The organism is Rummeliibacillus sp. SL167 (assembly GCF_007896505.1).
Lineage (GTDB): Bacteria > Bacillota > Bacilli > Bacillales_A > Planococcaceae > Rummeliibacillus > Rummeliibacillus suwonensis.
Map to the genome: position 1 here is coordinate 1 of NZ_VCBM01000001.1, position 25,575 is coordinate 25,575.

The 25,575-nt window shown below is 34.4% G+C and carries 21 protein-coding genes and 1 CRISPR repeat array (1 of these 22 only partly in view); of the genes, 19 read left to right on the top strand and 2 right to left on the bottom strand.

Annotation, left to right across the window (positions count from 1 at the left end; all coding sequences use genetic code 11):
- Positions 1-546 precede the first annotated feature (546 nt).
- From FEZ13_RS00005 to FEZ13_RS00045, 9 genes are all read left to right on the top strand, one after another.
- On the top strand, positions 547-1,299 hold the full coding sequence (locus tag FEZ13_RS00005; RefSeq protein ID WP_146550964.1) for a MerR family transcriptional regulator: 753 nt from the start codon (positions 547-549) through the stop codon (positions 1,297-1,299).
- A gap of 292 nt (positions 1,300-1,591) precedes the next feature.
- Positions 1,592-2,086 (top strand): TraR/DksA C4-type zinc finger protein, encoded by a 495-nt coding sequence (locus FEZ13_RS00010; protein WP_146550965.1) that lies wholly within the window; start codon positions 1,592-1,594, stop codon positions 2,084-2,086.
- A 289-nt stretch (positions 2,087-2,375) separates the two neighbouring features.
- Entirely contained in the window at positions 2,376-3,758 is a 1,383-nt protein-coding gene (locus FEZ13_RS00015; RefSeq protein ID WP_146550966.1) for an isochorismate synthase, read from the top strand.
- Positions 3,751-5,472 carry a 2-succinyl-5-enolpyruvyl-6-hydroxy-3-cyclohexene-1-carboxylic-acid synthase gene (gene menD / locus FEZ13_RS00020; RefSeq protein ID WP_146550967.1) on the top strand — a complete coding sequence of 574 codons (1,722 nt, stop codon included), beginning with the start codon at positions 3,751-3,753 and terminating at the stop codon, positions 5,470-5,472. The genes FEZ13_RS00015 and menD overlap by 8 nt, the downstream gene beginning before the upstream one ends.
- Complete coding sequence (gene menH, locus FEZ13_RS00025; RefSeq protein WP_255473018.1) at positions 5,466-6,290, top strand: 2-succinyl-6-hydroxy-2,4-cyclohexadiene-1-carboxylate synthase; 825 nt, start codon at positions 5,466-5,468, stop codon at positions 6,288-6,290. The genes menD and menH overlap by 7 nt, the downstream gene beginning before the upstream one ends.
- 12 nt (positions 6,291-6,302) lie before the next feature.
- Positions 6,303-7,121 (top strand): 1,4-dihydroxy-2-naphthoyl-CoA synthase, encoded by an 819-nt coding sequence (gene menB, locus FEZ13_RS00030; protein WP_146550968.1) that lies wholly within the window; start codon positions 6,303-6,305, stop codon positions 7,119-7,121.
- Between the two features lie 439 nt (positions 7,122-7,560).
- On the top strand, positions 7,561-7,917 hold the full coding sequence (locus tag FEZ13_RS00035; RefSeq protein WP_146550969.1) for a DUF3221 domain-containing protein: 357 nt from the start codon (positions 7,561-7,563) through the stop codon (positions 7,915-7,917).
- Positions 7,918-8,181: 264 nt separating this feature from the next.
- On the top strand, positions 8,182-9,621 hold the full coding sequence (locus FEZ13_RS00040) for an o-succinylbenzoate--CoA ligase (RefSeq protein WP_146550970.1): 1,440 nt from the start codon (positions 8,182-8,184) through the stop codon (positions 9,619-9,621).
- Positions 9,622-11,195: 1,574 nt separating this feature from the next.
- Complete coding sequence (locus tag FEZ13_RS00045; RefSeq protein ID WP_146550971.1) at positions 11,196-11,408, top strand: hypothetical protein; 213 nt, start codon at positions 11,196-11,198, stop codon at positions 11,406-11,408.
- A gap of 62 nt (positions 11,409-11,470) precedes the next feature.
- On the opposite strand, the gene FEZ13_RS00050 is transcribed toward FEZ13_RS00045, so the two are convergent.
- Together FEZ13_RS00050 and FEZ13_RS00055 are read right to left on the bottom strand one after the other, a co-directional pair.
- Positions 11,471-11,878, bottom strand: a complete 408-nt coding sequence (locus FEZ13_RS00050) for a hypothetical protein (RefSeq protein WP_146550972.1) — start codon at positions 11,876-11,878, stop codon at positions 11,471-11,473.
- A 1,169-nt stretch (positions 11,879-13,047) separates the two neighbouring features.
- Entirely contained in the window at positions 13,048-13,920 is an 873-nt protein-coding gene (locus FEZ13_RS00055; RefSeq protein WP_255473019.1) for a LysR family transcriptional regulator, read from the bottom strand.
- A 123-nt stretch (positions 13,921-14,043) separates the two neighbouring features.
- Here FEZ13_RS00055 and FEZ13_RS00060 point away from each other — a divergent pair, with 123 nt between their 5' ends.
- The 10 genes from FEZ13_RS00060 to cas2 all read left to right on the top strand — a co-directional run bounded on the left by FEZ13_RS00060 (position 14,044) and on the right by cas2 (position 24,761).
- Positions 14,044-14,370, top strand: a complete 327-nt coding sequence (locus FEZ13_RS00060) for a GlpM family protein (RefSeq protein WP_146550974.1) — start codon at positions 14,044-14,046, stop codon at positions 14,368-14,370.
- Between the two features lie 447 nt (positions 14,371-14,817).
- On the top strand, positions 14,818-15,639 hold the full coding sequence (locus FEZ13_RS00065) for a serine/threonine protein kinase (protein WP_146550975.1): 822 nt from the start codon (positions 14,818-14,820) through the stop codon (positions 15,637-15,639).
- Between the two features lie 486 nt (positions 15,640-16,125).
- On the top strand, positions 16,126-16,860 hold the full coding sequence (gene cas6 / locus FEZ13_RS00070; protein ID WP_146550976.1) for a CRISPR-associated endoribonuclease Cas6: 735 nt from the start codon (positions 16,126-16,128) through the stop codon (positions 16,858-16,860).
- A gap of 16 nt (positions 16,861-16,876) precedes the next feature.
- On the top strand, positions 16,877-18,553 hold the full coding sequence (gene cas8a1 / locus FEZ13_RS00075) for a type I-B CRISPR-associated protein Cas8b1/Cst1 (protein WP_255473020.1): 1,677 nt from the start codon (positions 16,877-16,879) through the stop codon (positions 18,551-18,553).
- A gap of 1 nt (position 18,554) precedes the next feature.
- Positions 18,555-19,451, top strand: a complete 897-nt coding sequence (cas7i, locus tag FEZ13_RS00080; RefSeq protein ID WP_146550977.1) for a type I-B CRISPR-associated protein Cas7/Cst2/DevR — start codon at positions 18,555-18,557, stop codon at positions 19,449-19,451.
- Complete coding sequence (cas5b, locus tag FEZ13_RS00085; protein WP_146550978.1) at positions 19,452-20,195, top strand: type I-B CRISPR-associated protein Cas5b; 744 nt, start codon at positions 19,452-19,454, stop codon at positions 20,193-20,195.
- A 54-nt stretch (positions 20,196-20,249) separates the two neighbouring features.
- Positions 20,250-22,469 (top strand): CRISPR-associated helicase Cas3', encoded by a 2,220-nt coding sequence (gene cas3 / locus FEZ13_RS00090; RefSeq protein ID WP_146550979.1) that lies wholly within the window; start codon positions 20,250-20,252, stop codon positions 22,467-22,469.
- Between the two features lie 72 nt (positions 22,470-22,541).
- On the top strand, positions 22,542-23,057 hold the full coding sequence (gene cas4 / locus FEZ13_RS00095; protein ID WP_146547925.1) for a CRISPR-associated protein Cas4: 516 nt from the start codon (positions 22,542-22,544) through the stop codon (positions 23,055-23,057).
- Positions 23,054-24,043 carry a type I-B CRISPR-associated endonuclease Cas1b gene (cas1b, locus tag FEZ13_RS00100; RefSeq protein ID WP_186725854.1) on the top strand — a complete coding sequence of 330 codons (990 nt, stop codon included), beginning with the start codon at positions 23,054-23,056 and terminating at the stop codon, positions 24,041-24,043. Before cas4 ends, cas1b begins: the two co-directional genes overlap by 4 nt.
- A 454-nt stretch (positions 24,044-24,497) precedes the next feature.
- The gene (gene cas2 / locus FEZ13_RS00105) at positions 24,498-24,761 is read left to right on the top strand and encodes a CRISPR-associated endonuclease Cas2 (RefSeq protein ID WP_146547927.1); all 264 of its coding nucleotides are present in this window, start codon (positions 24,498-24,500) and stop codon (positions 24,759-24,761) included.
- A 182-nt stretch (positions 24,762-24,943) separates the two neighbouring features.
- A CRISPR array of direct repeats spans positions 24,944-25,575; the repeat unit is 29 nt; unit sequence GTTATTCATTAACTATGAGGAATGTAAAT (it continues 15,643 nt past the right edge of the window).

Sequence of the window (25,575 nt, forward strand, 5' to 3'; positions counted from 1 at the left end):
ACCGCACGAAGAAAATGCATGCATTTTCGAGGAGTCGCCGTCTTCCGCTCCACAACTATCAAAATTAGTTATTCTTAAATGTTCGTATTTTTTTAAAAGAAAATGATTATGAAATTGATTCATTTAAAGAAGATTTTAGTGGATTAGAGAATCTGATTTTATTTAGCAAATGAAATAATTGATTGAATGAAAGGACATTATTTAAACGAGGTAATTATTCAAATTGATCATTATTTTCTCCCGCTTTAACGAGCAGTAAGATCCTTATTTCAAGATTTAGAGAGAAGCAAAAAAGATAGATGGGGGATCAACTGCCCGTAAAAGTCCGATTGGTTCGGGCGGGCATGATGTTGGTCCCTCAGGTGTTGCCACAGGACGTGGCGTTTTGAACCTGAGTTTCTCTATTTCAGTGGGGGATGAAGAAAAATCCCTACTGATGGAGTTTCACATTATCATTAAAACAGTGGGGGAATATTTTGATATGAAAAATGTTTGACTTTAACGTTGCGTCAATCTGTATAGTGAGTTTCAGAGGGGGGGATTAAGATGGAATATACGATCCAGCAGCTTGCTAAACTTTCAGGTGTTACTACTAGAACACTACGATATTATGATGAAATTGATTTACTTAAACCATTTAAACTGACTGATTCAGGTTATCGCATCTATGGGGAGTGGGAAGTTCAACTCTTGCAGCAAATTTTATTGTATCGTGAATTAGGGTTGAAATTGGAGGAAATCAAAGAAATACTATGTAGTTCAAATTTTGATATCAAAAGTGCTTTGCTAGAACATCGAAAAAAATTACTAAAAGAACGAACAAGAATCGAGAAGATGCTACTGAACGTGGAAAAGACAATTCAATCAATGAAGGGAGAGTATGAAATGATGGATAAAGAGCGTTTTGAAGGACTAAAGGATAAAATGATCCAAAAAAATGAGAAACAATATGGTGATGAAATTCGCAAAAAATATGGTGAAGATGTAATAGATGCTTCGAATGCAAAATTACGTGGAATGAATGAAGAACAATTTAAAGAAAATCAAATTTTGGAACAGCGAATCATCGATTTGTTGAAAGAAGCTATGCAAAAAGGAGATATTCACGATGTGAAAGCTAAGGAGGCAGTAGCGTGTCATAAGAAGTGGTTAAAACAATATTGGCCATCTTATTCTATAGAAGCTCATAAAGGACTTGCAGATATGTATGTGGCAGATGAGAGGTTTACGGCATATTATGATCAACATCGAAAAGGGATGGCGCAATTTTTACGTGAAGCAATATATGCCAATCTTTAGATGAAGACAATGAAAATTGGCGCAAAGTAACAGTAGTATGCTGGAGAACATTCTAGCATGCTATTTTTGTTTAGACAGTTAAGGAATAATCGCGTAAATTCACAAAAAGCAGGGGTATAAAAAACAAAGCCAATTTTGTACATAAGTTATACAAGCATTTAGGTATATATAACGATCACCTCTAATGACATAAAAAGATAGCAAAGATCATCTCATTTTTATAAATGTAGTGGAATATGTGCTTTGAAAAGAATTATTTGGGGAATAATAAGAAAGAATGGAGGTTGAAATAATGACAGATCAACAGTTACAAACATTAAAGAAAGCATTGCAGGATGAAAGAAAAAAGATTGAAGAAAGACCAGATAATGATGAAATATTTGATTCGACGGAGCTTTCTAACTATGATAATCATCCAGCAGATCAAGCAACAGATATGACAGATTCGTCGACGGAACTGGCGATGGATAAATTTCATGAAGTTCAATTAGATAACATTGAGAAAGCTTTAAAGGCGATAGATGATGGCACGTATGGCTATTGTATTGTGTGTGGGGAAGAAATTCCTTATGAGCGTTTAGAGGCAATACCGACTGCACTAACTTGTATTAAGCACTCTGAAAGGAAAATGGGGACACAGGAGCGTCCTATAGAAGAGGAAATTTTAAATGCGACAACATCTGATCCAAGTAATTTGAAGGATTATCGAATTGACGGAGAAGACAGTTTCCTTGTTGTAGAAGAGTATGGTTCTTCTGATACCCCGTCTGATGTTGGATATGATTAGAATCCTATGTGTTGAGTGGAAGAAACTACGATAAATATTTTCCCTAGTATTTTAATGTGAATAGAACATATTGCAACAGCTTTTAGAAGATAAAGTGAAGATCGTTATAAATAGAAAAATTTATTGATATATTAAAACACAAGGCATGTAGAAATTTTTTCTACATGCTTTTTTCATACGAAATATAAAGTAAATAAGTGATGAAACCGAAAGAAAGATGTATGATAGTATAGGACATTATGGACGGTAGATAATTTTATCTCTATATCTACTGACGGAGGGAATTTTCATGAATCGTAAGTTGTCGACAACAACCGACGAACAAATTGAGACAGAAAAGTCGACACTGCAATTTTTTTCGGAAACAATTGAAGTGAATCGATTGTCAGCAATGGCATTTTTTGAAGCAGGGGAAGAATCCTTTGTAAATCAGCGATACTATTGGCAAAATCGTGAGAAAACGTTTACCTTAGTCGGTCTAGGTCATGCGTATACCATAACAAGTCAGTCAAAAGATAAGCGTTTTGACGATGTTGAGCAACAATGGAAAAGGCTGACGCAGCATGTTGTAACAAATGACAAAACACTACACCCCATTCTGTTTGGGGGTTTCACTTTTGATCCTGAAAATGGTATTTTGGACGAATGGGGAGATATGCCATCGGCTTTTTTCACAGTTGCTACATATCAACTAGTTATACGCAATAACCATATATATATTAGTACAAACTATGTTGCGGAACGGGAAAACCCAGATTTATTAAAGAGACTTACTATCAAACGTGATGAGCTTATAGATAGAGCACAAGTAAAAGCATTAAAAACTTATGCAAAACCAAAAGTAAAAAGTAGTTTTGAACCCTATAAAAAAGAATATTTGGAATCTATTCATCAAGTGACATCTCTCATTCGTCGAAAAGAAGCAGAAAAAGTAGTGATTGCTCGCTCACTCGTTCTAAAATTTGAAGAAGCTGTTTCATCATCCAATATATTATCTCAAATTATCTCAGAACAGCCTGAAAGTTATTTATTTGGTTTAGAATACAAAGGTAAATTGTTTTTTGGAGCTTCACCTGAACGATTAGTGAAGGTTGAGAACTCTTATGCCCATTCTTCTTGTGTAGCGGGTTCTGTGAAACGTGGTAAAACGGCTGAGGAGGATGAAGCATTAGGAAAGGATTTACTAAATGATGCTAAAAATCGTGTTGAGCATCAATATGTTGTAGAGATGATTGGACATACATTTAAAGAAAATTGTGCAAGCTATCATATTCCATCAGAACCACAGCTTTTGAAAATAAGAGATATTCAGCATTTATATACGCCAGTAGAAGGTCAATTAAAAGATGATGCAACCATTTTGAAATTAGTGAAAACATTGCACCCAACACCAGCTTTAGGCGGTGTGCCACGTATGAAAGCAATGGAAGTCATTCGTAAGTATGAACCTATAAATCGAGGCTTATATGCGGCACCAATCGGTTGGTTAGATACAGCTGGCAATGGGGAATTTGCAGTTGCCATTCGATCTGCCCTATTACATCAAGATGAAGCCTTTTTATATGCTGGTGGGGGAATTGTTGCAGATTCAGAGCCGCAAAGTGAATATGAAGAAACACTTGTGAAATTCCGTCCGATGATTCGTGCTTTAGGAGGACAATTACATGAATAATAAAGAGATTCTAACGGGCTATGTATATAAGCTTGTAGCGTCTTTATACCAGGCAGGGGTGAAGGATGTAGTGGTGAGTCCAGGTTCACGATCTACACCTTTAGCGTATGCCTTTGCACATACAAAAGAATTTACAATGTATAGACAAGTTGATGAAAGATCAGCAGCATTTTTGGCTTTAGGAATAGCAAAAGCGAGTGGACAACCGGTTGTTCTTGTTTGTACATCTGGTACAGCAGCTGCCAATTATTTTCCTGCAATTGTTGAAGCCAAATTAGCTCGTATACCACTAATCGTATTAACGGCAGATCGCCCACATGAACTGCGTGAGGTGGGGGCACCACAAGCGATTGCACAACCTAATTTATACGGTCATCAAGTAAAATGGGCAGTCGATTTTCCAATACCTGATGATTTTCCAAACACTTTACCATTCGTCGAGCGGCATATTGCTCGAGCAGTAGCTATCGCTAAAACCGCGCCTGCTGGTCCTGTACATGTAAATGTGCCATTTCGTGAACCATTGATGATTGACTTACAAGAACAGTTGCCAGCTGTTTCATTCAAAGAAAGCGTGGCACAAGAATCTCGTCCTCATGAACATGCTATGAATATGCTGGAGTCAGTGATTGAGCATGCGAAAAAAGGTATTCTAATTATCGGAGAGTTGCCACAGGATACAGATTTGAAGATAGTTTGGAATTTTATCCGCCATTTGAGGTGGCCAGTCTTTGTAGAAAGTCTTTCTCATCTACGTGGGAATGTGCCAGATGATTGTAACGATTTCGTGATCGACCAGTATGACGCACTTTTAAAAAATGAAACATTTAAGCGTGTGGTAGCACCTGATACAGTGATTCGTTTTGGCGCACAGCCTGTTTCCAAATCGTTCATGCAATTTTTGACGAAAGTACAACCATCCATCTATTTAGTTGTAGATGAGGATCCGATGTTCCGTGATTCTTTGTCCATTACAACACACCATATTCAAGCGGTAATCGGTAATTGGCTAGATGATGTACAAATAGCGACTGTAAATATGGATGAAGCTTATGCACAAATATGGATAGAAGCAAATTGTATGGCAACACAGCATGTGAAAACATATGTACAACAGGAATCAGATGAAGGAGCGCTTACTGCTATTTTATTTGAGCATTTGCCAGAACATAGCAATTTATTTGCCAGTAATAGCATGCCTATTCGTGACGTTGATACGTTCTTTCAAAAAACAGAAAAAGACGTTCGAGTCTATGCAAATCGTGGAGCAAATGGAATTGACGGTGTTGTTTCAACAGCCATCGGTACACAATTGGCGACCAAGCGAGATTCCTATTTATTGATAGGGGATTTGGCGCTTTTACATGATTCCAATGGATTGATTGCTACTCGTTACCAGCATTGTGAAATGACAATTGTTGTGATGAATAATAATGGTGGCGGTATTTTTTCTTACCTTTCACAAGCGACGGTGGAAGACCATTATGAAGAATTATTTGGCACGCCTTCTGGTTTGCAATTTGAGGATTTGGCCAAGATGTATGATGCTCAATATGAAGTGGTCCATTCAAAGCAGGACTTTATAAAAGTGCTTGATGCACCTAAGAAAAAGCCACTCTGCATTATTGAAGTGATCACCAATCGAGCAAATAACGTTCAGTCACATCGTAGATTATGGAACTCAATTAGTAAGGAGTTAGATGAAAAATGGTAAGTGTAATGACATCTGTAAGAGGCATAAATGTACATTACCAGATTATCAATCCTAGAGCTGAGAAAACAATCGTTTTCCTGCATGGTTTTACAGGTAGTACTAAAACATGGGATACGGTTATTCAATCATTTCAAAAAGATTATCGTATTTTTGCTATAGATTTAATAGGACATGGCTTAACGGATTCACCATATAGCGTTCGTCGTTATTCAATGGAAGAACAAGTTGAACTACTGCATGAGTTTTTTGAAGCTAGGCGAGTTCCATCCTTTACACTTGTTGGGTATTCAATGGGAGGGCGTGTCGCACTTGCTTTTGCTGTAAAATATGCAAGTATGATAGAGAAACTTGTTTTAGAAAGTTCCTCACCAGGGCTACCAACAGAAGCAGAACGCACAGCTAGAAGGAAAAATGATCGTACGTTAGCCGAAAAAATCGAAAAAAATGGTCTAGATGCCTTTGTGAAAGAATGGGAGAATATTCCTCTCTTCGAATCACAAAAAACATTACCAGCATCAAAACAACTAGTCATCCGGCAAGAAAGACTAAATCAGCGTGCTATGGGTTTAGCCAACAGTTTGCGAGGGATGGGCACAGGGCAGCAGCCTTCTTATTGGGACGAACTAAAAAAAATGACGAAGCCTGTTTTATTGATAACAGGTGAACTAGATCAAAAATTCCAACAAAAGGCTATTGATATGGCAGAAAAATTTTTATGCTGTGAAAATAAGACTGTCCCAGATGTCGGACATGCCGTACATGTGGAAAATCCACAAATCTTTGCTACAATAATAGAGGAACACTTAGAAACAATATAGGAGGATTTTTTAATGACTCGTGAATGGGTAACTGAACATGTCTATGAAGATATCAAATATGAATCTTATAATGGCATCGCAAAAATTACAATTAATCGTCCAGAAGTACGAAACGCATTTCGTCCCAAAACGACTGCAGAAATGATTGATGCTTTCACTCGTGCTCGTGATAATGCAGAAATCGGCGCCATTATTTTAACAGGCGAAGGTGAAAAAGCATTCTGCTCAGGCGGAGATCAAAAAATACGCGGAAATGGTGGTTACGTGGGGGAAGATAATATTCCTCGCCTAAATGTACTTGACTTACAAACATTAATCCGCAAAACACCAAAACCAGTAGTAGCAATGGTTGCAGGCTATGCAATCGGTGGTGGACATGTACTACATATTGTATGTGACTTGACGATCGCAGCTGAAAATGCAATTTTTGGACAAACTGGACCAAAAGTTGGTTCATTTGATGCAGGTTACGGTGCAGGTTATTTAGCTCGTATTGTCGGACATAAAAAGGCACGTGAAATTTGGTATTTATGTCGACAATATAATGCACAAGAAGCACTCGATATGGGTCTTGTTAATACGGTTGTTCCGTATGAAAAATTGGAAGATACGACAGTAGAATGGTGCGAGGAAATGCTTACAAAATCACCAACAGCTCTTCGCTTCTTAAAAGCTTCCTTTAACGCAGATACAGACGGCCTTGCTGGTTTGCAACAATTAGGTGGCGATGCAACTTTGCTATACTATACAACCGATGAAGCAAAAGAAGGTCGCGACGCATTCAAAGAAAAACGTGATCCAGACTTCGGTCAATTCCCACGTTTCCCATAAAGAGAAGAGATTAACTAAATATTTTTTTGAAAAGTCAACGAATTTTGTTGGCTTTTTTTAGCATTTAGAGGATGAAAGAATAAGTAAAGTTATCAATCTATCTAATCGACCATTTGAGGTTATACTTATTTGCGAGTTAATGACGAAGTGAAACCATAATTATGTTTTTAGTTGAGCAGGAAAAAATGAACCTATAAGATTGTAGCAGAAAAGATTGGCACATTGTAAAAACTTAATAAAATAATATTTCTCTTTCACTTGTAAAGGCGTTTTTTTATATAATTAAAATATTAGTCTAGTAATATTTTGAATTTATATAGTAACTTAGATTTATTTGTGAAATTTTAATATTAATACTAATCTTATATGATTCGCTACTACTATTAAATTGAAAGGAGAGCCAGCTTATCTCTTTAAAGACACATCTAAGGAGGAAAAGGTGAATAAAAAACTAGATTTCATAATTTTAGTTCTTTTCATAATAGGGATTACTTGTAGCAATATGGGGTGTTCAAAAGATTCAGCTAATGATGAAGAAAATAAATCAAGCATTGATGGAATAGTAGCGAAAGTAGAAGACAATCAGATATTAGTAGTAAATGGATTGTCAGTTAAAGAAGTTAAAAGTTTATCAGAACAAGAAGTATTAAAGAAGGCAAAAGGAGCAGCATACTTTGAGATGAAAACAGATATAAAAAATTTGAAAGTTGGATACAAGGTAAAAGTTTGGGTAGAAGACTTAGATACTTCCAATCCTGCGCATGGAACTAGTAGTAAGATAGAAATCTTAGATTAAATTAATTAGGGAGGAAGAACATCAAAAGAAGTTAAACTCCTCTTTACTTTCATCATAAAAGCAAATCATTTAAATTCAAGAAGCAGGAATGTCGTGTAAAATTTACATTCCTGCTTTTAATTTTCTGCGTTTGTGGCTATTGTTGTTGACAAATCTAAATAACATAAAGGTAGAATGTTTTCGAGATGATATAAGTATTTTCAAATTATAATAAGAAAATGCTAAAATAAAAGAGATGATTTTTTATATAAGGGTGACAAGCAAATGATTCCAAACTGGATTATTCAACGTTCAATGTTAACACCAGATCGTATAGCGGTACGTTTTGAGGGGCAAGCATGGACATATAAAGAGATAAATGAGCTAGCATTACAACGAGCAAGTCAATTAGTATCGCTTGGGATTAAATCACACGACCGAGTAGCAATCTATGCAACGTCCACTCCGCAAATTATTTTCATGATTTGTGGATGTATGCATTTGCAATGTGAGATGGTGCTATTGAATTTACGCTTAAGCAAACTGGAATTAGCTTACCAGATTGAGGATTCTGAGGTTGTGGCAATTTTAGCGGAAGATTCTTTGCTAGAAAAATTACCAAAAGCAAAAGTGCAGACTTACCCATTTTCTAAAGTTTCGGACACACCTCTTACAAAATTCACACCAATGCTTGAATGGAGTGAGGAGGATACATTGACGATTATGTATACATCTGGGACAACAGGTTTTCCAAAAGGAGTGCGCCAAACCGTTGGAAATCATGTATCAAACGCAACATCTTCACTTTATAACACAGGACTTATAGAGGATGATGCGTGGTTATGCGCGGTTCCGCTTTTTCATATTAGCGGTTTTTCCATGTTGTGTAAATGCTTGTTGCATGGGGTTCGGCTGGAGCTTTATACAAAATTCGATGTTAAGAAAATCGTCGATCAATTGGTTGATGGTACAGTAACAAGGATGTCAGTAGTGGCTGTGACACTTGAACGGATTTTAACGGAACTAGAGCGTCGTGATAAATATGTATCCAATCGATTTCAAACGATGCTTGCTGGCGGTGGGCCAGTGCCAATCGATTATTTAAAACGGGCGATCGAACGGAAAATTCGAGTTTCACAAACATATGGTATGACGGAGACCGCTTCCCAAACGTCAACTTTATCGAGTGAAGATGCACTTCGGAAAATCGGTTCAGCAGGGAAACCGCTCTTTTTTAATCAGATACGAATTGATGGTGCCAATCAACCATTTGAACAGGGGGAAATACTCATACGAGGTGCACATGTAACACCAGGATATGTTGGGCGCTTTGCTCATAAGCCCTCTCAAAAAAATGGCTGGCTGCATAGTGGTGATATTGGTTATCTTGATGAAGAGGGATACTTATTTGTAGTAGATCGCCGCTCTGATTTGATTATTTCTGGTGGGGAAAACATATATCCGGCTGAAATTGAGAATGTTTTAATCTCTCATCCAAGTGTCCGAGAGGCGGGTGTTTGTGGAATAGAGGATGAAAAATGGGGACAAGTACCAAATGCTTTTGTTGTTTTGAAAAATGATGTAACTACCGAAGAGCTTGTAGTATTTTGTAAAGAACATTTAGCAGCCTACAAGGTACCTAAGAAAATCTATATTGTAAAAGAGCTTCCTCGTAACGGGTCCAATAAATTATTACGTCGTAAATTACAAGAGCTGATATTATGAAACAATTGAGGCTGGGGCAGAACTAAATGAGCATCTCCAGAAGCCGGATTATTGAGTTCTATAGGCATGGTAATAAAAAAGAAAATCCGAACGAATAGAAATTTCTTATTAGAATTTCTATTCACTGTTCGGATTTTTCATTGGCTAAAATGCTTTTGTCCCAGCCTCGTAAGATTCCCTTCAATAAAAGGCTGCTGAGAAAGCCAATTCATCCCTAACAACATGCTAAAGCAGAATTTTTATTGATAAAAGCAGATGAATTTTCGTTTTTAAGTGGTCGCTTTCAAGACACATAGGCGAGTGCTTCCATTCTATCTACAAAAAGCTTTAACAAGAGGATTTAGAGAAAACTCAATGCTTGTTAAAGCTCGCTCGTTCAGGAACACAGTGGAGAGTATAGCAAATCCACATTATGTGAAATATTTGTCATAAAATTAGATAAAAGTAGAAATAGGTTGGTCGATTTATCAGGAAATTTGTAGAATTAAATATTTCCTCGGAAATAATTGGACGTTTTTTATGAACATAGCTATTGAATCCATTCCATACAGGCTATATCTATAAGGGCAAAGACAATCTTAATCCATTCTTATTTAAAAATCCAATTTAGATAGTCATAAGATTACGGCTTGCTCCATAATCTATTAATGGGAGCGGTCAACTGTATTTCGATAGAAAGCATTGAGGGATGAACTGTGATGTGATCTGTTTAAAAAATAAGCGATTGTCATTGGAGGAGATTCTATCATTAAAAAAATATTCGAATTTCGAAATGAGTTATCTGTACTTGTAATAGGGGCAACCATTCTACTCTTCACAATTATAAAAATCCATCAAATTAGTGCAGCCATCATTTTAGCTACGATTTTCTTGATGATTGTGAACTATATCTGTTTAATAATGGTTCAATCAAAGTATTCACGAGTGAACCTCGAAATCCAAAGCTTTCTTGCCGCTTTTTCCTTCTTTTTATATATTCCGATTTTCACGACCTCAGCAGAATATTTAGTTTATCCTACCCTATTTTACTTTATAAGATTTTGTGCAATCGTTGAACTCTCTTTTGTGCTTGTGACCGTATGCGTTATCTGTGCTGTGAACTATCAGTTTAGAAAAAATCATCTAGCGAAAGAGTCGGATGATGAGATTTCAGACTATTAAAGTGAAAGAGCTATCCGAAAGATAAAAGGGATGAGACTGTGGGATATAAGCCGAAAACTAATTAATTTTAGTACAAATCTTGAAAATAAGACCATATGAAAACAAGGTTTATAAATCTTATTTCATATGGTTTATTTATTTTAAGAAGGCTTTGCTCCAGTCTCGTTTTTTGCTTTTTCGATAGTTACTGTTTTGGGTGAGCATTTTTGGTAGATAACATATGAGCTTTCGCACTGACCACATTTTTTTGCCAAATTCTTTAGAAAAAATTTATAGCACGATTCAAAATATACTTACGTCTTTTCCTCTCCCTAGGTTTTAGCCATTTCTTCTGGTATTGTCAAAATATAAAGAAACCTCAAAAGGTAAATATAAATTAACAACTTATGAAGAACCTACAAATCGGATTTTAGATGGACGATGGTAAAGGTACAGCAAGAACAAAAAGTGGTGTAAAAGCAGGCTATTTACTAGCAGACTTTAAAAATTTGGCTAGATTGGTATCAAGCGCTAGAGATAACATTGTTATTGCATATTCAACTATAGGTGCTGCTGGGATTCCATTAATCTGGAGTAACATTGTAACTGCAATTGCAGTGGGAGGAACAATTGGTGTACTTGCATGAACTATTTATATAAATAGCGGATCGGTAAAATCCAATATGAAAGAGGCTTATAATCTATTATTTTATTTTTCATCAATACAAATATAATTTTTTTTAGCAAAAACAATTAAATCAGAATGTATCTTTTTATATTTATAATCGCTTATTTTCAAATTAAATCCTTTTTTTAATTTAATATAAGTACAATTTTTTGATTTGGAAAATTTAATGTTAATAATATTCTTTTTAAAAATTTTCTTTTTATATATTAAAACGCCTAAAAACTTTATAGTATATACTAATTTGTCGTCACAAATATCAAATTCGAAATTTATAAACAAAATAATTGCTGTTATAAAAATAATTAATAAAAAGATATAATTTAATATCGCCGAATCATTCGTTTTGGAAAATACAGAAAAATATAAATTCAATTGCAAGACTAACAAAATAAAAACTAATAGTTTAGACGGTCTGATTAAATAAATCATTTTTCATCTCCTTAGAATATCTAATAATCTCACCACATATTGATACATGTTCTGCTTTCTTGAACTGCACTGTAAGATCTCTAACAGTTCAAAATAAACGACATTGTTATCTTTTTTCCAAGATTGATTTTTCCATTTGTTTTAAATCATAAAGTACTGTTTTTGGTCTAAATTTATATTATCAGGGTACATATGTAAATACAAAAATCTCCTTTTAGGAATTCCTGAAGAGTACAAAAATTACTGTGCATATTAATTTAGCATGATACTCAATAATAACATATATGAAATTTTTTGTATGTTTTCTTTCTACCACTAAAAGTCCTTAAACTCTTTCATATTAAAGTTTTAAGGTATTTTTCGGAAATAATGTTATTTCTATCTTCTCAGGCGTGTTGATTTTACAAAAATTAGGAATATATGTTTGGCATAGCTTTTGAAAAACTCTGTATTTTTAAGACCATTTATATAGAACTTCGCTGCGGCTTGCTCGAGTCCTCGAAAATGCAAGCATTTCCTTCGTGCGGTGTGATTCGAGGAAGAAAATTCAACGTCCCGCGGGAAAATCGAATAGTTGAGATCCGCAGCGAAGCGAGCAAGCCTTCGCTGCAATCAACAAATCTCCTTATTTTCATGGATCAAATTGGATAATCAACACGCTTGCTATCTTCTCAATTTATTTACATAACGTTACGGGTGAAAAAACTCTCACTGAGTGAAATTTCACTTTATCCCGCTTTAACGGGCAGTAAGAACCCCATCTCAAGATTTAAAGAGAAACGAAAAGATAGATGGTGGTTCAACTGCCGCATGCGTCCGATTGGTTCAACTATCCATCAGTGGGGGATGAAGAAAACCCCCACTGATGGAGTTTCACTTTATCCCGCTTTAACGGGCAGTAAGACACCTATCTCAAGATATAGAGAAGAAACGCCAAAGATAGAATGGGGAACAACTGCCGCATGCGTCCGATTGGTTCGGGCGGGCAGGATGTTGGTCACTCAGGTGTTGCCACAGGACATGGCGTTCTTAACCTAAGTTCCTCTATTCCAGTAGGAGATGAACGAAAGTAGTAGAAAAAGGTATCGCAAAATGCACAAAAGTTCCTCTATTCCAGTAGGAGATGAACCCTCACTGATGGAAGCTTCACTTTATATAAGCAAGATCATTTAGTAATTGCTCAGAACCCATTCTTGTAAAAAAGGGATAAATTTTTTACTTGAAGGGGAGAGACTTTGGATAGGTGCGTTCGTAAGAATACCGAGACTTCGAACATAGTTGCCTTCAATGGGTCTTGCGCAAAGTTCTGTTAGATGTTCTTTAATGAGCAATTCAGAAAGCAAACTAATACCTAGCCCATTTTTAACCATCGCAATAATGGCTTCATCTCCACGAATTTGGTAGGCGATATTAGGGGAGATTTTTTCTTTTTTAAAGATAAATTGTACATCATGATGCGAGTCCTCATAGGGCATAATACAAGGCTCTGTTGTAAAAGCTTTAAGCGGTACTAAGTCAAGGCTTGCTAATGGATGTTCTTTCGGAAGTATAGCGAGCATTCGATCCTGCATTAAAGGGATGAAATGAGGATTTTGATTGACTTGTGTTGTTCCAATGCCAAAGTCGATTTTCCCACTTTCTAACCATTGTTTAATTTCTTGAGAATTTCCTTCATATAGTTGAATATGAATTTTGGGGTATTTTGTGTTAAATAAACTCAAGACAGTCGGCATCCAGTGAACACAAACGCTTGTATAGGCACCAATCCGTATAGTTCCAATCTCCATACCATTAATTTCATTGACCAATTCCTTTAGAAGTTGAGAGCGTTTTAGAAGATCCTGCATCGCCGGCAAGAGAGCCAATCCGTTATCTGTAGGGATTACTCCAGATTTTCCCCTTATTAATAAAGAAAATCCAAAGTCATCCTCTAAACTACTAATCATATGACTAATGCTGGGTTGCGTATAATCAAGTTTTTCGGCAGCCTTTGTTAAACTTCCATATTCCACAGCTGTTACAAATGCTTTTATTTTGTTCATGGACATCATATTCACCATCTATAAATTTTTTCTATAGTTATCATTTAAAATATTCAATTTACTAATGATAAAAATAACATTACAATGGCAACAAATCAATCATAGCTGTTAGGAGAAATAATCGTGGGATATGTTATTCAATTTATCATAGGTGGCACTGTGATGATGCTCGCCGCCATGTTAAGTAAATCAAAATACTTATTTTTATCAGGTATCATTACACTTTTACCGATTTTGACCCTAATGAATTTAAATTTACAAGTCCATCATATGACACCTGAAATTTTCCATATTACACAACGTAATGGGATTATAGGAGCGCTAGGTATGGTCGTTTTAGTAGGCGGAATCTATATGCTCACCAACTGGTTCAAGCCAGGTCCATCTGTGCTAATTGCTTTCGGTGTATATATCGTGTTTATGGTAGGTTCTAGATATTTAATGGCCTAAAGTGGATTGTTCGTACAATTTTTTAAGATAGATGCACACAGCGCACAGTGTAAATTATGCTTTTTCAGGCAATGGATTTCGGCCGATTTTGGCTCTGCTCGTGATGTGTTGAAAGAGAGATTTTTCAGGTAGTGTATCTTTTTCTTTATACTTGTATTGTGAAATGAAGGATAGAAAAAAGATTGAGGAAACTTTTGGTTTTCCAATCTTTTTTTGTGAAAAGTGAAACTTCAAATGGGAGGATCTCGTATATGTATAAAAATAAGGAGGCGTTTAAATGCTGGATAAAATTTTTCGTTCTTTGATGAATAATAAGTCGCGCTATCATGGTTCTAGTAGTCGTCACTATTTCAGTCGTGATCAATATCATGGTCACAATTATTACAAAGGGAACCGCCGCAAGAAAAGTTCCCGTAGTTTCTTTAGTTCCCGCAGTTTTTTTAGCTAATGGATATTCAAAAAAATTGGAACCAATATCGTGAGAAGCACTATGAAATTGTATTTATGCGTTATATTGCAGAGCAGACACCATATAGAGTAATCCATAAACTTGGCTATGGTTCGTATGGGATTACCTATTTGTTGGAAGATCGAAAAAGTGAAAAGAAAGTCGTGATGAAAAGATTACGGGCAAGGGGAAAAAAGAAAAGAAAAATACGAAATCACTTCTTTTTTGAAATCGCTACCCTTCAGCATCTAGCAGAGGAAAGTTTTCCAAAGGTGTTTTGTGGAGGCCAAATCGAGGATATTCCATTTTACATCATGGAATATATGGATGGTCAAACATTTGAAGAACTTATTTTTCAGGAAAACAAGTCATTTACGATAGATGAATCGCTAAAAATTGTGGAAGAGCTCTTTGAAATTGTCTCAAAGATTCATAAAGCAGGATATGTACATCGAGATTTACGAATCCCTAACATTTTATCTGTTGATGGCAAACTGCGAATTATTGACTTTGGTTTAGCAGCTCCTCTCCAAAAAGAAGACAAACAACTAGGGCGTCATCGTCATCCAAAGCGATTAAAAACACCTCAAAGTGATCTCTATGCAATAGGCCACTTTTTACTATTTTTGTTGTACTCAACCTACCATCCAACAGAGTCAAAAGAAAGATCTTGGCAAGAAGAATTAAAACTACCTTCCGACATCGAAAACTTTATCGAAAGACTACTGGGCATCAAAGAAATATTTCAAAATATCTCAGAAGCCCAAAACAAACTAAGCCAAATAAGAAATCATTCTATCCAAGCATCCAGAGCGATGTAACAAGAGAATGTAATGTATGGAAAAAGCTACTTCGGAAGGGGTGGCTTTTGGTTTTGGAGAGAAGAAGCCCACTTAGTCTAAAATTATCATTAAAAATTCAAATAATTTCAAATAATGGATCACTAAATATGGTAAAATGTAATTATAAATGGAATATTTTATTAAGGTTCTTAGTCATAAAAATAATTTTGTGCTAAGAATTATAGTCATTCTAAAAAACGTACATAAAAAGATAGATTATAAGAGTGGGATGCAAAAATAAAAAAGGGTGCATCGATTAAATACATCATGCAATCCCTCATAGTTCCACATAGTTTAAGTAAAATTAAAACAAACATCTAATTTACATTCCACATAGTAAATTTATGTTCATTATAACATATTTCTTTTAATTTTAAAATAATTTATTGAAAGTATTGACAAATAATGCTTTTTGTAAAATAATAGATCCATAGATATTTGTTTTAATAAAAGGAGGTGAATTCATTGAATTTGTTAATTGTATTTCAACCTGCAAAACTTCCAAAACAGTATAATTTTATGTTTACAAGTATAGTCAAAGCGGCTTTAGAGATTTCCTCACCTGAAATAATAAAAGAATTGTATAGCTATGGGGAAAAGGCAAACAAAAAAGCAAAATCATTTACAGGAAGTATTTTTCTGCAAGATTATGTAATTGAAGAAACTGAAATAAAAGTAAATGGTGAAATAAGAGTGACTATCTCTTCACCGGATCCTGAACTTATTCTGTATCTTTACAATGGGATTGTTCAAAAAAAGATATTTCGATATCAAGCTCATGAAGTGCAGCTTGCCTATGTGAAAGTCTTGTCTGAGAAACTTCCAACGAAACGGAAGGTGTTATTTAAAACCAATTCACCTATTGCTGTCAAAAATAAGGAGGGGCGTTTTTTAGATGTAAACGATCCATCTTATAATGAGGACTTTAATTATATTGCCAATGTCATTGTAAAAGCAATAACAGGAAGAAATTTGTTGGAACCTTTATCGTTTACACCTGTAATCATGAAGAAAAAAGTCGTCCAATTAAAACACCACTCATTTGCTAAGTTGAATAAGGAGTCCATATTATTCGTCAATTGTTATGAAGGAAGCTTTATTCTAGAGGGGGCTATAGAGGATTTAGCTATTTTGACAAGCAGTGGTTTGGGAGTTAGAAGATCACAATTTTTTGGCAGTATACAAATGTTACAAGAATAGGAGGTGTGAATATCAAATGATCAAAGTTACACTAAATGACTTCCTCTACAACAGTGGGATTTTAGGTCTAATTCGAATTTTTGAACACAGTGGAATCGATTATCAAAAAGAGGGACAACAGTCCATTCTTTTTGAAGAGTCCGCACTTGAAAACTTTGAAAATCATTACTTCAATTATTTAATTGATGAGTATGATTATGATACAAGCTATTCAAAAATGCTGAATTATGAAAGCTATTTATTGAACTATAAGCAAAACCTTAGTGATGATAAGCAGTTGGAACATTTCAATGAAATCATTGACAATATGAAAAAATGGTTGACTTCCAATAGTTATAAAAATACTTACAAATTTTTAACTGAGATCGATTATTCGTTTGAAGCCACTGCAAAATCATTAAAAAAGGTTTCTAAAAAGAAAAACGAAACATTTGAGGATATTGCCGATCAGGTAAAAGAAACTTCTGAAACATTGTTAACCTGTATTGAAAACTTAAAGCATCCTCAAGCTAGACATTATTTAGTAGCACGTACATTAAGCTATCAAATTGTACAAGGATTTTGGACAAACGTTGCATTTTTAAATAGTACAGCTAGTAAAAAGGATTTATATATTGAATATAAAAATTACTTTACAGATGCTGTTCAAAACTATTTAGAAACGAAAAAAAATGAAAAAAAATACGCTAAAAATAAGTTTCAATGTGCAACCTGCGATAATACAATGGGGAAATTGAATGAAGCATTTGACCTCACCTGGCTGCAAAAAACAGGTGTGGATGCAGCACGAAAGTCTTCGCATTACTGGGATCATCAACGTGATATTTTTATTTGTCCCATTTGTAACTTAATTTATAGCTGCGTGCCGTTAGGGTTTACTCTTGTTAAAGGAAAAGGGATTTTTATCAATAATAATCAGTCAATTGAACAATTGATCTCAGCAAACTCAATTCCACTGCGTAATGGTGAAAACGAGTTAACGATGAATGAATTAGAAGAGAAAGCCTATTATCAAATTTTAGATGTTATGGATCAAAATGTTGAATCGAAAAAACAATTAGAAATCGATAATATCCAAATTGTTAAGTTTGATAAAAATAACGAATCAAGACCATACACGTTTAATATTCTTTCAAAACAGAAAGCAGCTCTGATCGTAAAAGCGAAAAAAGATTTGAATTATTTAGTAGGTAAGTATTTAAAAGAAGGTAGGGAATATACAGATCTTTATCAAGAAGTAATCAAACGGATTTACAACGGCCAATCTTTTTACGATTTGTTGAATAAATTGATGAAATTATACATTTCAGAAGACTTTAAAAACCTAGCGGCTATTTATAGGATTTTACGAATTTCAAACACTCAATTTGAAGGGAGCGAACATTTTATGACACTTGATGAGCTTCAAAAAGTAAGAGGAACAGGATATTACTTACGAAGAGCCTATAAAGAACAAGGTCAAGAAAATAAGTTAAGTGGAATATCTTATCGATTATTAAATGCTTTAAAAGTAAAAAATCCAAATAAATTTATGGAAACATTGATACAAGCTTATAGCTATAAAAAAATGGAGATACCTTCTGTTTTTATACAAGCATTAAGCGATGAGAAAAAATTTCAAGCAATTGGATATGCATTATTGCTAGGGTTAAATGGTTATGAGTCAAATAATGAACAAGGGGAGGAAAAATAATATGCTAAAAAAAGGATTAACAGTAAGCATCATTTTTGAAGCTGAAAGTGCCAATTATGGGGAGGGGGTAGGGAATGTTGCCTCATTGAAAAAAATATCTCGTGGTGACCATGAGATGTATTCCTATATTTCAAGACAAGCCCTTCGCTATAACATAGTAGACCAAATGGAAGCAGCAACAACACCAATCGGTAATGATAAAAAGGTGCTGCAATTTCACCCAGACGCATCGATTGCAGATTATGCTGAAATTGATTTATTCGGATATATGAAAACAGCAAAACCAACGAGAACAAGAGCAGCTGTTGTGCGTTTATCAAATGCAGTATCTCTTGAAAGTTATAATACAGATTTAGAGTTTTTAACAAACAAAAACTTATTTGACCGTTATAAAAAAGCAACTGGCCAACAAGGTGATGAAATCAGTGGTGGTAATATTGCGCAAAGTGAAATTCATAAATCATTTTATGCTTATACAGTTGCGGTTGATCTAGATAAGGTGGGGATTGATGAAAATGATGGTGTAGAAATTCCACCTGTTGAACGTGCGAAACGTGTTAATACACTACTCCAAGCATTAAAATTCCTTTATCGTGATATTAAAGGACGCCGTGAAAATTTGGCTCCGATTTTTGCTATTGGTGGGGTCTATGATATTAAAAATCCATTCTTTGAAAATCGTTTAAAGCTAAAACAAAATCGTCTATCAGTTCAAACCATTCTAAATGTACTAGAAGAAGATACAGTTATTAAAGAAAATACAAAAGTAGGGCTTATTAAAGGGATTTTCGAAAATGATGCTGAGATTGAATCAGAATTACATGCAACATCCATTGCGGAATTTTTCCAATCTTTACAATCAGCAGTTGAATCATATTACCAACAAGCGGGTGAGTAAATGAAGGGAATTCGATTAGAGGCTTATCAGAACTTAGCGAATTATCGAAAACCAACTAGCTTTCAACTAAAAGAATCTTACCCATTACCACCTTATTCAACGGTGATAGGGATGATTCATGCAGCGTGTGGATTTACAGAATATGTACCTATGCAAATTAGCATTCAAGGAAAATATCATTCAAAAGTCAATGATCTTTGGACAAGATATGAGTTCGCAGGAAACTCATTTGAAGAGGGAAGACATCAACTGAGAATTGAAGATACAAATGGGAAAACATATGGTGTTACAAGAGGAGTATCAACGGTTGAATTATTAGTGGATGTTGAACTTGTCATTCATATAGTACCAGAAGATGAAAATTATATTCCAGTCATTCTTCAAGCTCTTCAATCACCAGCAGAATATCTATCACTTGGTAGAAGAGAAGATTTATTGCAGGTGAAAAAGGTGAAGGTGGTGGAGATACAAAAGGAAAGAACGAGGAAAGATGTGGTTGGAATTCCTTATGATATTTATGTTCCAATGGACTCAATAACAGAAGATAAAAGATTGTATCAGTCAATTGGGACATACTATAGCCTCAATAAAACATATGAGTTATTTGAAATTGCTAAAGGAAAGACAATTCGACAATGGAAGAAAATCAAGGCCTTCCATATACCTGCAACTAATAATAATAGATTGTTTGCTAGACATATTGTCCAATTTGATGAAGATGATTTGGTCGTTTTTCTTGCGTAATAATGAAGGAATGGGAGCAATCCTATTCCTTTTTTTAGAAGGGAGTAATCAGTGATGTTCAAGGAATTATTAGCAAAATCGGAACAAAAAGATAAGGCTGCTGAAACGATTAAAAAGCATACAGATGAACTTCTATCAAGGCTAGAGATTTTAAGAGGAATGCATCCTAATGCCTTAACTGAACGGGAATGGCTATTATTAGAAAAAGCCTGTTATTATCACGATATCGGAAAAGCTAATACGAAATTTCAAAATAAGGTTCATCCAGTTCCTTTAAGAATAATGGATGAGTTTGAGAATTTGAAAGAAGTATCCCATGGCTATTTAAGTTGTGCCTATATTCCCATTGATGAATTAGAAGAAGAACTTTCTTATCAGGAATTATGTACCTTGATGAAAGCAGTGTACTATCATCATGAAAGAGAAAAAGAAGATTTTACTGTTAGTGAAACAATAGTAGAAAATGATTTACCTAAGTATATACCTCTACTTGAAGAGCAAGGTTTTAATGTTCGAAAAGAACTTGTGTTTGATTATGGTGAATTTGTTGATAAGTATTTTGCGGATGATCAATCTTTCTATGATTTCGTGAAAATAAAAGGATTTCTCAATAAAATTGACTTTACGGCAAGTGCTCATACAAAAGTTGAAATAGAACCCGAAAATTTAGTAGAAAAAGTGGATCACTTTTTAAACGAAAATAAACATGATCCTAATAATTTACAAAATTATTTAAAAGAACATCAAGATGAAAATCATGTCATTATCGCATCTACGGGAATTGGAAAAACGGAAGCTGCTTTGTACTGGATAGGTCAAAATAAAGGGATTTTCACGTTACCATTGAAGGTTTCGATTAATGCCATTTATGATCGTTTAACAAACATACTCAACCTAAACAATGTAGGGCTTTTGCATAGTGATACAGTTTCAGAGTATTTAAAGCGATCTGAAGAGCAAGATAATGAGTTCGATCTTAAATTTGTGGAGCAAACAAAGAAATTTTCCAATCCATTAACTGTTTGCACACTCGATCAAATTATTGATTTTGTAGGTTTGTATCCAGGTTTTGAAATGAAACTCGCTATTTTATCTTATAGCAAGTTAGTCATTGATGAGATTCAAATGTACAGTCCCAAATTAGCAGCTTTCATCATTTTAGGGTTAAAACATATTACAAATGTAGGTGGAAAGTTTTTAATTATGACAGCTACATTTCCACCACTTTTGGAAGAAGAAATGAAACGATTGAATATTCCTTTTCATAAGCGTGAGGAGCCATTTTTAAAACTAGATGAAAATGGGCAAGTCATGAAGCGACATTATATGAAGATAAAAGAACAAGATATATCAGCGGCAGATATTGTGCAAGAAGGAATTGCTGGAAAAGTACTGATCATAGTAAATACAGTTACAAAAGCACAGAAACTTCAAGATGACTTTGATCATCTAGAGATCAAAACGAATCTTTTACATAGCCGATTCATCAAAAAAGACCGTGATGAAAAAGAAGAGGCTATTAAATTTTTAGGTAGAGAAGACGTGCATGAAGAAGGAATATGGATTACTACGCAATTAGTTGAAGCAAGTGTGGATATTGATTTTGATGTATTATTTACAGAATTATCAGAAGCCACTGGTCTATTCCAACGAATGGGGAGAGTTTATCGTAAGCGAATCTATAGAGATGAAAATCCTAATGTCTTTGTCTATACAGGTAATCCCTATCCTTCAGGAGTATCAAATTCTACAAAATCTGTTGTTGATTTTGATATTTTTAATAAATCAAAGGAAGTTTTGCTGGAATACGACAATCAATTGTTATCTGAACAACATAAAATGGATATCGTCAAGAAAATATATACAACTGAAGCATTAAAAGGTTCAAATTACCTTTCTGAATTTAAAAAAACAATCCAAAGATATTCGCATTTATTGGCTTATGAGGATGATCAAAAGCCATCCCTTAGAGATATCCAAAATGTCAATATCATTCCAACATGTGTTTATGCTGAAAACGAGGCGGCAATTCTCGATATTGTAGACAAGCTTAAGAAAGAAACAAATTGGACGAAAAAGATAAAGTTTTTAGATCAAATCAAAGAATTTGTTGTAGCCATTCCCCATTGGGCGTTTATAAATGCATCTAATAAAAGATTAATAGATGAGCCAGTTTACCTAGATAAAAGAAATAGTTATCCAGTCATTGCTTTTAAGTATACAAAAGAACGAGGTTTGATCTATGATATCGACTTTGATGCAATGTTTATGTAAAAAGTATTTTAAATCGTTGAAGAAAAATCAATCTTAATATAGTTATCTATTTTAAAGGAATGGAGGAATAGTATGGTGAGACGATTTGATGAAATGCGAGCAACAGGATTGCAAGTACAGTATTTAAAAGTTTGCAAAAGAAAGCTTTGGCTATACTCTCATCAGATCAATTTTGAAGATGAAAGTGATACGGTATTACAAGGAAAAATATTGCATGAAAATTCTTATAAAAATGCCAAAACAAAAGAATTATTGATAGATGATTTAGTGAAAATTGATATTGTAGATTCACAATATATTGGCGAAGTAAAGTCTAGCAGCAAAATGAGAAATTCAGATGTTGCGCAATTGCTGTATTACCTTTATGTGTTGAAAAAGATGGGCATTGAAAGAAAGGGAAAGCTTCATTATCCAAAAGAAAAAAAGACAGAAGAAATTGAACTAACTACTGAAATGGAAGAAGAAATACCTAAATGGCTGGCAGAAATACAACAAATACTTTCTCTCGATAAGCCACCAGTTAAAGTAAAATATCCCTATTGTAAGAAGTGTTCTTATTATTCCTTTTGTTGGGTGGGTGAAGAATAATGCGAGATCGATATTTGTTTAATAATGGAAGACTTCAGCGTAAAGATTCAACCATCTATTTAATCAAGGAGGATGGAACAAAAAAAGTAGTACCTATTGAACAAGTTGAAAATCTGCATGTTTTTGCGGAAATGGATTTTAATACAGCATTTTTTAATCTGTTAAATCAAAAAAATGTGAATCTACATTTTTATAATTATTATGGTTACTATTCTGGAAGTTACACACCAAGAAAGAAAAAGGTTTCTGGATTTGTTGAGATTAAACAAAGTGAGCATGTATTAAATCTAGGGTATCGTTTATATATTGCACAGCAATTTATTTATAGTGCGGTTCATCACATGCTTAGAAATTTAAGGAGGCATAAAGAATATACGGCAGAAATTATTGATGCCATTGTTGAATTAAAAAATATGGTTTCATCAGCATCAGACATTCAAACGCTTATGGGGATTGAGGGGAAAATCAGAAACTATTATTATCAAGGTTTTAACGGAATCATTCGTAATGAAGATTTCTATTTTGAAAAAAGAGAAAAACGACCTCCAACAAATCCAATTAATGCTCTGATTTCTTTTGGCAATAGTTTGATGTACACAGCTGTTTTATCCGAAATTTATAAAACGCAGCTTAATCCGACCATTAGTTTTTTACATGAGCCAGCTGTTCGAAGATTTTCTTTATCTTTGGATATAGCAGAGATCTTTAAGCCACTGATTATGGATAATCTTATTTTTTCTTTAATTAATAATCGAATGATTCGATTAGAACATTTTGAATTTGTTGAAGAAAATGTTTGTTTATTAAATGATACTGGACGAAAAATCTTTATAAAAGAATTTGAAAATAAAATGCAAACTACTATTAAACACCGAAAACTAAAAAGAAACACATCTTATCGATTTTTAATTCGATTAGAATGCTATAAGCTGATCAAACATTTCTTGGCGGATGAAGATTATAAAGCTTTAAAAGCATGGTGGTGAAATAGAGGGGGGACGAATGTATATGTAACTATAAGAAAAGATTAATGTTGAAAGTGAAATTATGGATTAAAATGGAAAGATAAATATAAGAGATAGCACGCGTGTTGATTTGACAAAAATTAGGTCGTCTGTGGCGTAATTTTTGAAAAAACCTGTATTTTTCGGACCATTTATATAGATCTTCGCTGCGGCTTGCTCGAGTCCTCGAAAATGCAAGCATTTCCTTCGTGCGGTGTGATTCGAGGAAGAAAATTCAACGTCCCGTGGGAAAAGCGAATAGATGAGACCCCGCAGCGTAGCGAGGAGGCTCAGCATTCGCCCGCATGAGTCGTGCAAGCCTTCGCTGTAATCAATGAATCTCCCTATTTTTATGGATTATATTGGATAATCAACACGCCTGAAGAGATAGGATACTAAAGGATTAATAGAGAAATATGGAGGTTGGGGATGAAAAATGTATGTATTGGTTGCATATGATGTGGATGTAAAACGTGTATCAAAAATACACAAGATTCTGAAAAAATACCTTTCATGGACGCAGAATTCCTTATTTGAGGGAGAAATAACAGAAGGAAAATTAAAACAGTGTTTAGCTGAGATTGCAAAGAAGGCAAACCCAAACATTGATTCTATTTATGTGTATAAAATTCCAAATCCTAAAAATATTAAAAAAGTTGTCTATGGGATTGAAAAAGATTATGAGAGCATGTTTTTATAGCTTGCAGTGAGGTACAAAATTAGGATATCTAGCATAAAGACCGCCATATCAAGATTTCTATAGGTTTTAAGGATTTTTTCAAAAATACATTAGAGGGTCACTGCAATTTTTGAATATTGGTTTTAACTAAAAGTGCCCCAAACCCTTGAAAAATAAGGAGATTTGTGTAGGATAAAAGTAGGGTTATTCATTAACTATGAGGAATGTAAATATGGACGACGTTGATATGACAAAGCTTTCTAAAGAGTTATTCATTAACTATGAGGAATGTAAATCATTATGCTAATAGCTTATTATTTCTCTATCCACTGCCCGTTATTCATTAACTATGAGGAATGTAAATCATGTTAACGGGCTCGAATTTCGGATATTCCCGTAACGGTTATTCATTAACTATGAGGAATGTAAATTTTAACAATGTTTCTGTCTTTTTATAAATAACTAAAGTTATTCATTAACTATGAGGAATGTAAATTGCGAAAGCAAGCGATTCAACTTGGTTCAGATACTACGTTATTCATTAACTATGAGGAATGTAAATTGGTAGTAAAAAGTGGTCTACTTCCATGATGCTGAGTTATTCATTAACTATGAGGAATGTAAATTCTTTAAATCGACTTTCAATACTTTAGCTGGTGCTGGTTATTCATTAACTATGAGGAATGTAAATTCCATGCGATTGAAAGAGATGAAGCTAAGTATTCAGTTATTCATTAACTATGAGGAATGTAAATCAACGAATTTACGAAGGTAGCGTCAAGCGCAGGCATGTTATTCATTAACTATGAGGAATGTAAATGTATTAATCGAGGAA

Excerpts from the sequence above, each read along its gene's own strand:
- FEZ13_RS00040 (WP_146550970.1), top strand. The coding sequence starts at position 8,182 with ATGATTCCAAACTGGATTATTCAACGTTCAATGTTAACACCAGATCGT.
- menH (WP_255473018.1), top strand. The coding sequence starts at position 5,466 with ATGGTAAGTGTAATGACATCTGTAAGAGGCATAAATGTACATTACCAG.
- cas3 (WP_146550979.1), top strand. The coding sequence starts at position 20,250 with ATGTTCAAGGAATTATTAGCAAAATCGGAACAAAAAGATAAGGCTGCT.
- cas5b (WP_146550978.1), top strand. The coding sequence starts at position 19,452 with ATGAAGGGAATTCGATTAGAGGCTTATCAGAACTTAGCGAATTATCGA.
- cas7i (WP_146550977.1), top strand. The coding sequence starts at position 18,555 with ATGCTAAAAAAAGGATTAACAGTAAGCATCATTTTTGAAGCTGAAAGT.
- FEZ13_RS00065 (WP_146550975.1), top strand. The coding sequence starts at position 14,818 with ATGGATATTCAAAAAAATTGGAACCAATATCGTGAGAAGCACTATGAA.
- FEZ13_RS00050 (WP_146550972.1), bottom strand. The coding sequence starts at position 11,878 with ATGATTTATTTAATCAGACCGTCTAAACTATTAGTTTTTATTTTGTTA.
- FEZ13_RS00010 (WP_146550965.1), top strand. The coding sequence starts at position 1,592 with ATGACAGATCAACAGTTACAAACATTAAAGAAAGCATTGCAGGATGAA.
- cas4 (WP_146547925.1), top strand. The coding sequence starts at position 22,542 with ATGGTGAGACGATTTGATGAAATGCGAGCAACAGGATTGCAAGTACAG.
- menB (WP_146550968.1), top strand. The coding sequence starts at position 6,303 with ATGACTCGTGAATGGGTAACTGAACATGTCTATGAAGATATCAAATAT.
- cas8a1 (WP_255473020.1), top strand. The coding sequence starts at position 16,877 with ATGATCAAAGTTACACTAAATGACTTCCTCTACAACAGTGGGATTTTA.
- FEZ13_RS00055 (WP_255473019.1), bottom strand. The coding sequence starts at position 13,920 with ATGAACAAAATAAAAGCATTTGTAACAGCTGTGGAATATGGAAGTTTA.
- menD (WP_146550967.1), top strand. The coding sequence starts at position 3,751 with ATGAATAATAAAGAGATTCTAACGGGCTATGTATATAAGCTTGTAGCG.
- cas2 (WP_146547927.1), top strand. The coding sequence starts at position 24,498 with ATGTATGTATTGGTTGCATATGATGTGGATGTAAAACGTGTATCAAAA.
- FEZ13_RS00005 (WP_146550964.1), top strand. The coding sequence starts at position 547 with ATGGAATATACGATCCAGCAGCTTGCTAAACTTTCAGGTGTTACTACT.
- FEZ13_RS00045 (WP_146550971.1), top strand. The coding sequence starts at position 11,196 with ATGGACGATGGTAAAGGTACAGCAAGAACAAAAAGTGGTGTAAAAGCA.
- FEZ13_RS00015 (WP_146550966.1), top strand. The coding sequence starts at position 2,376 with ATGAATCGTAAGTTGTCGACAACAACCGACGAACAAATTGAGACAGAA.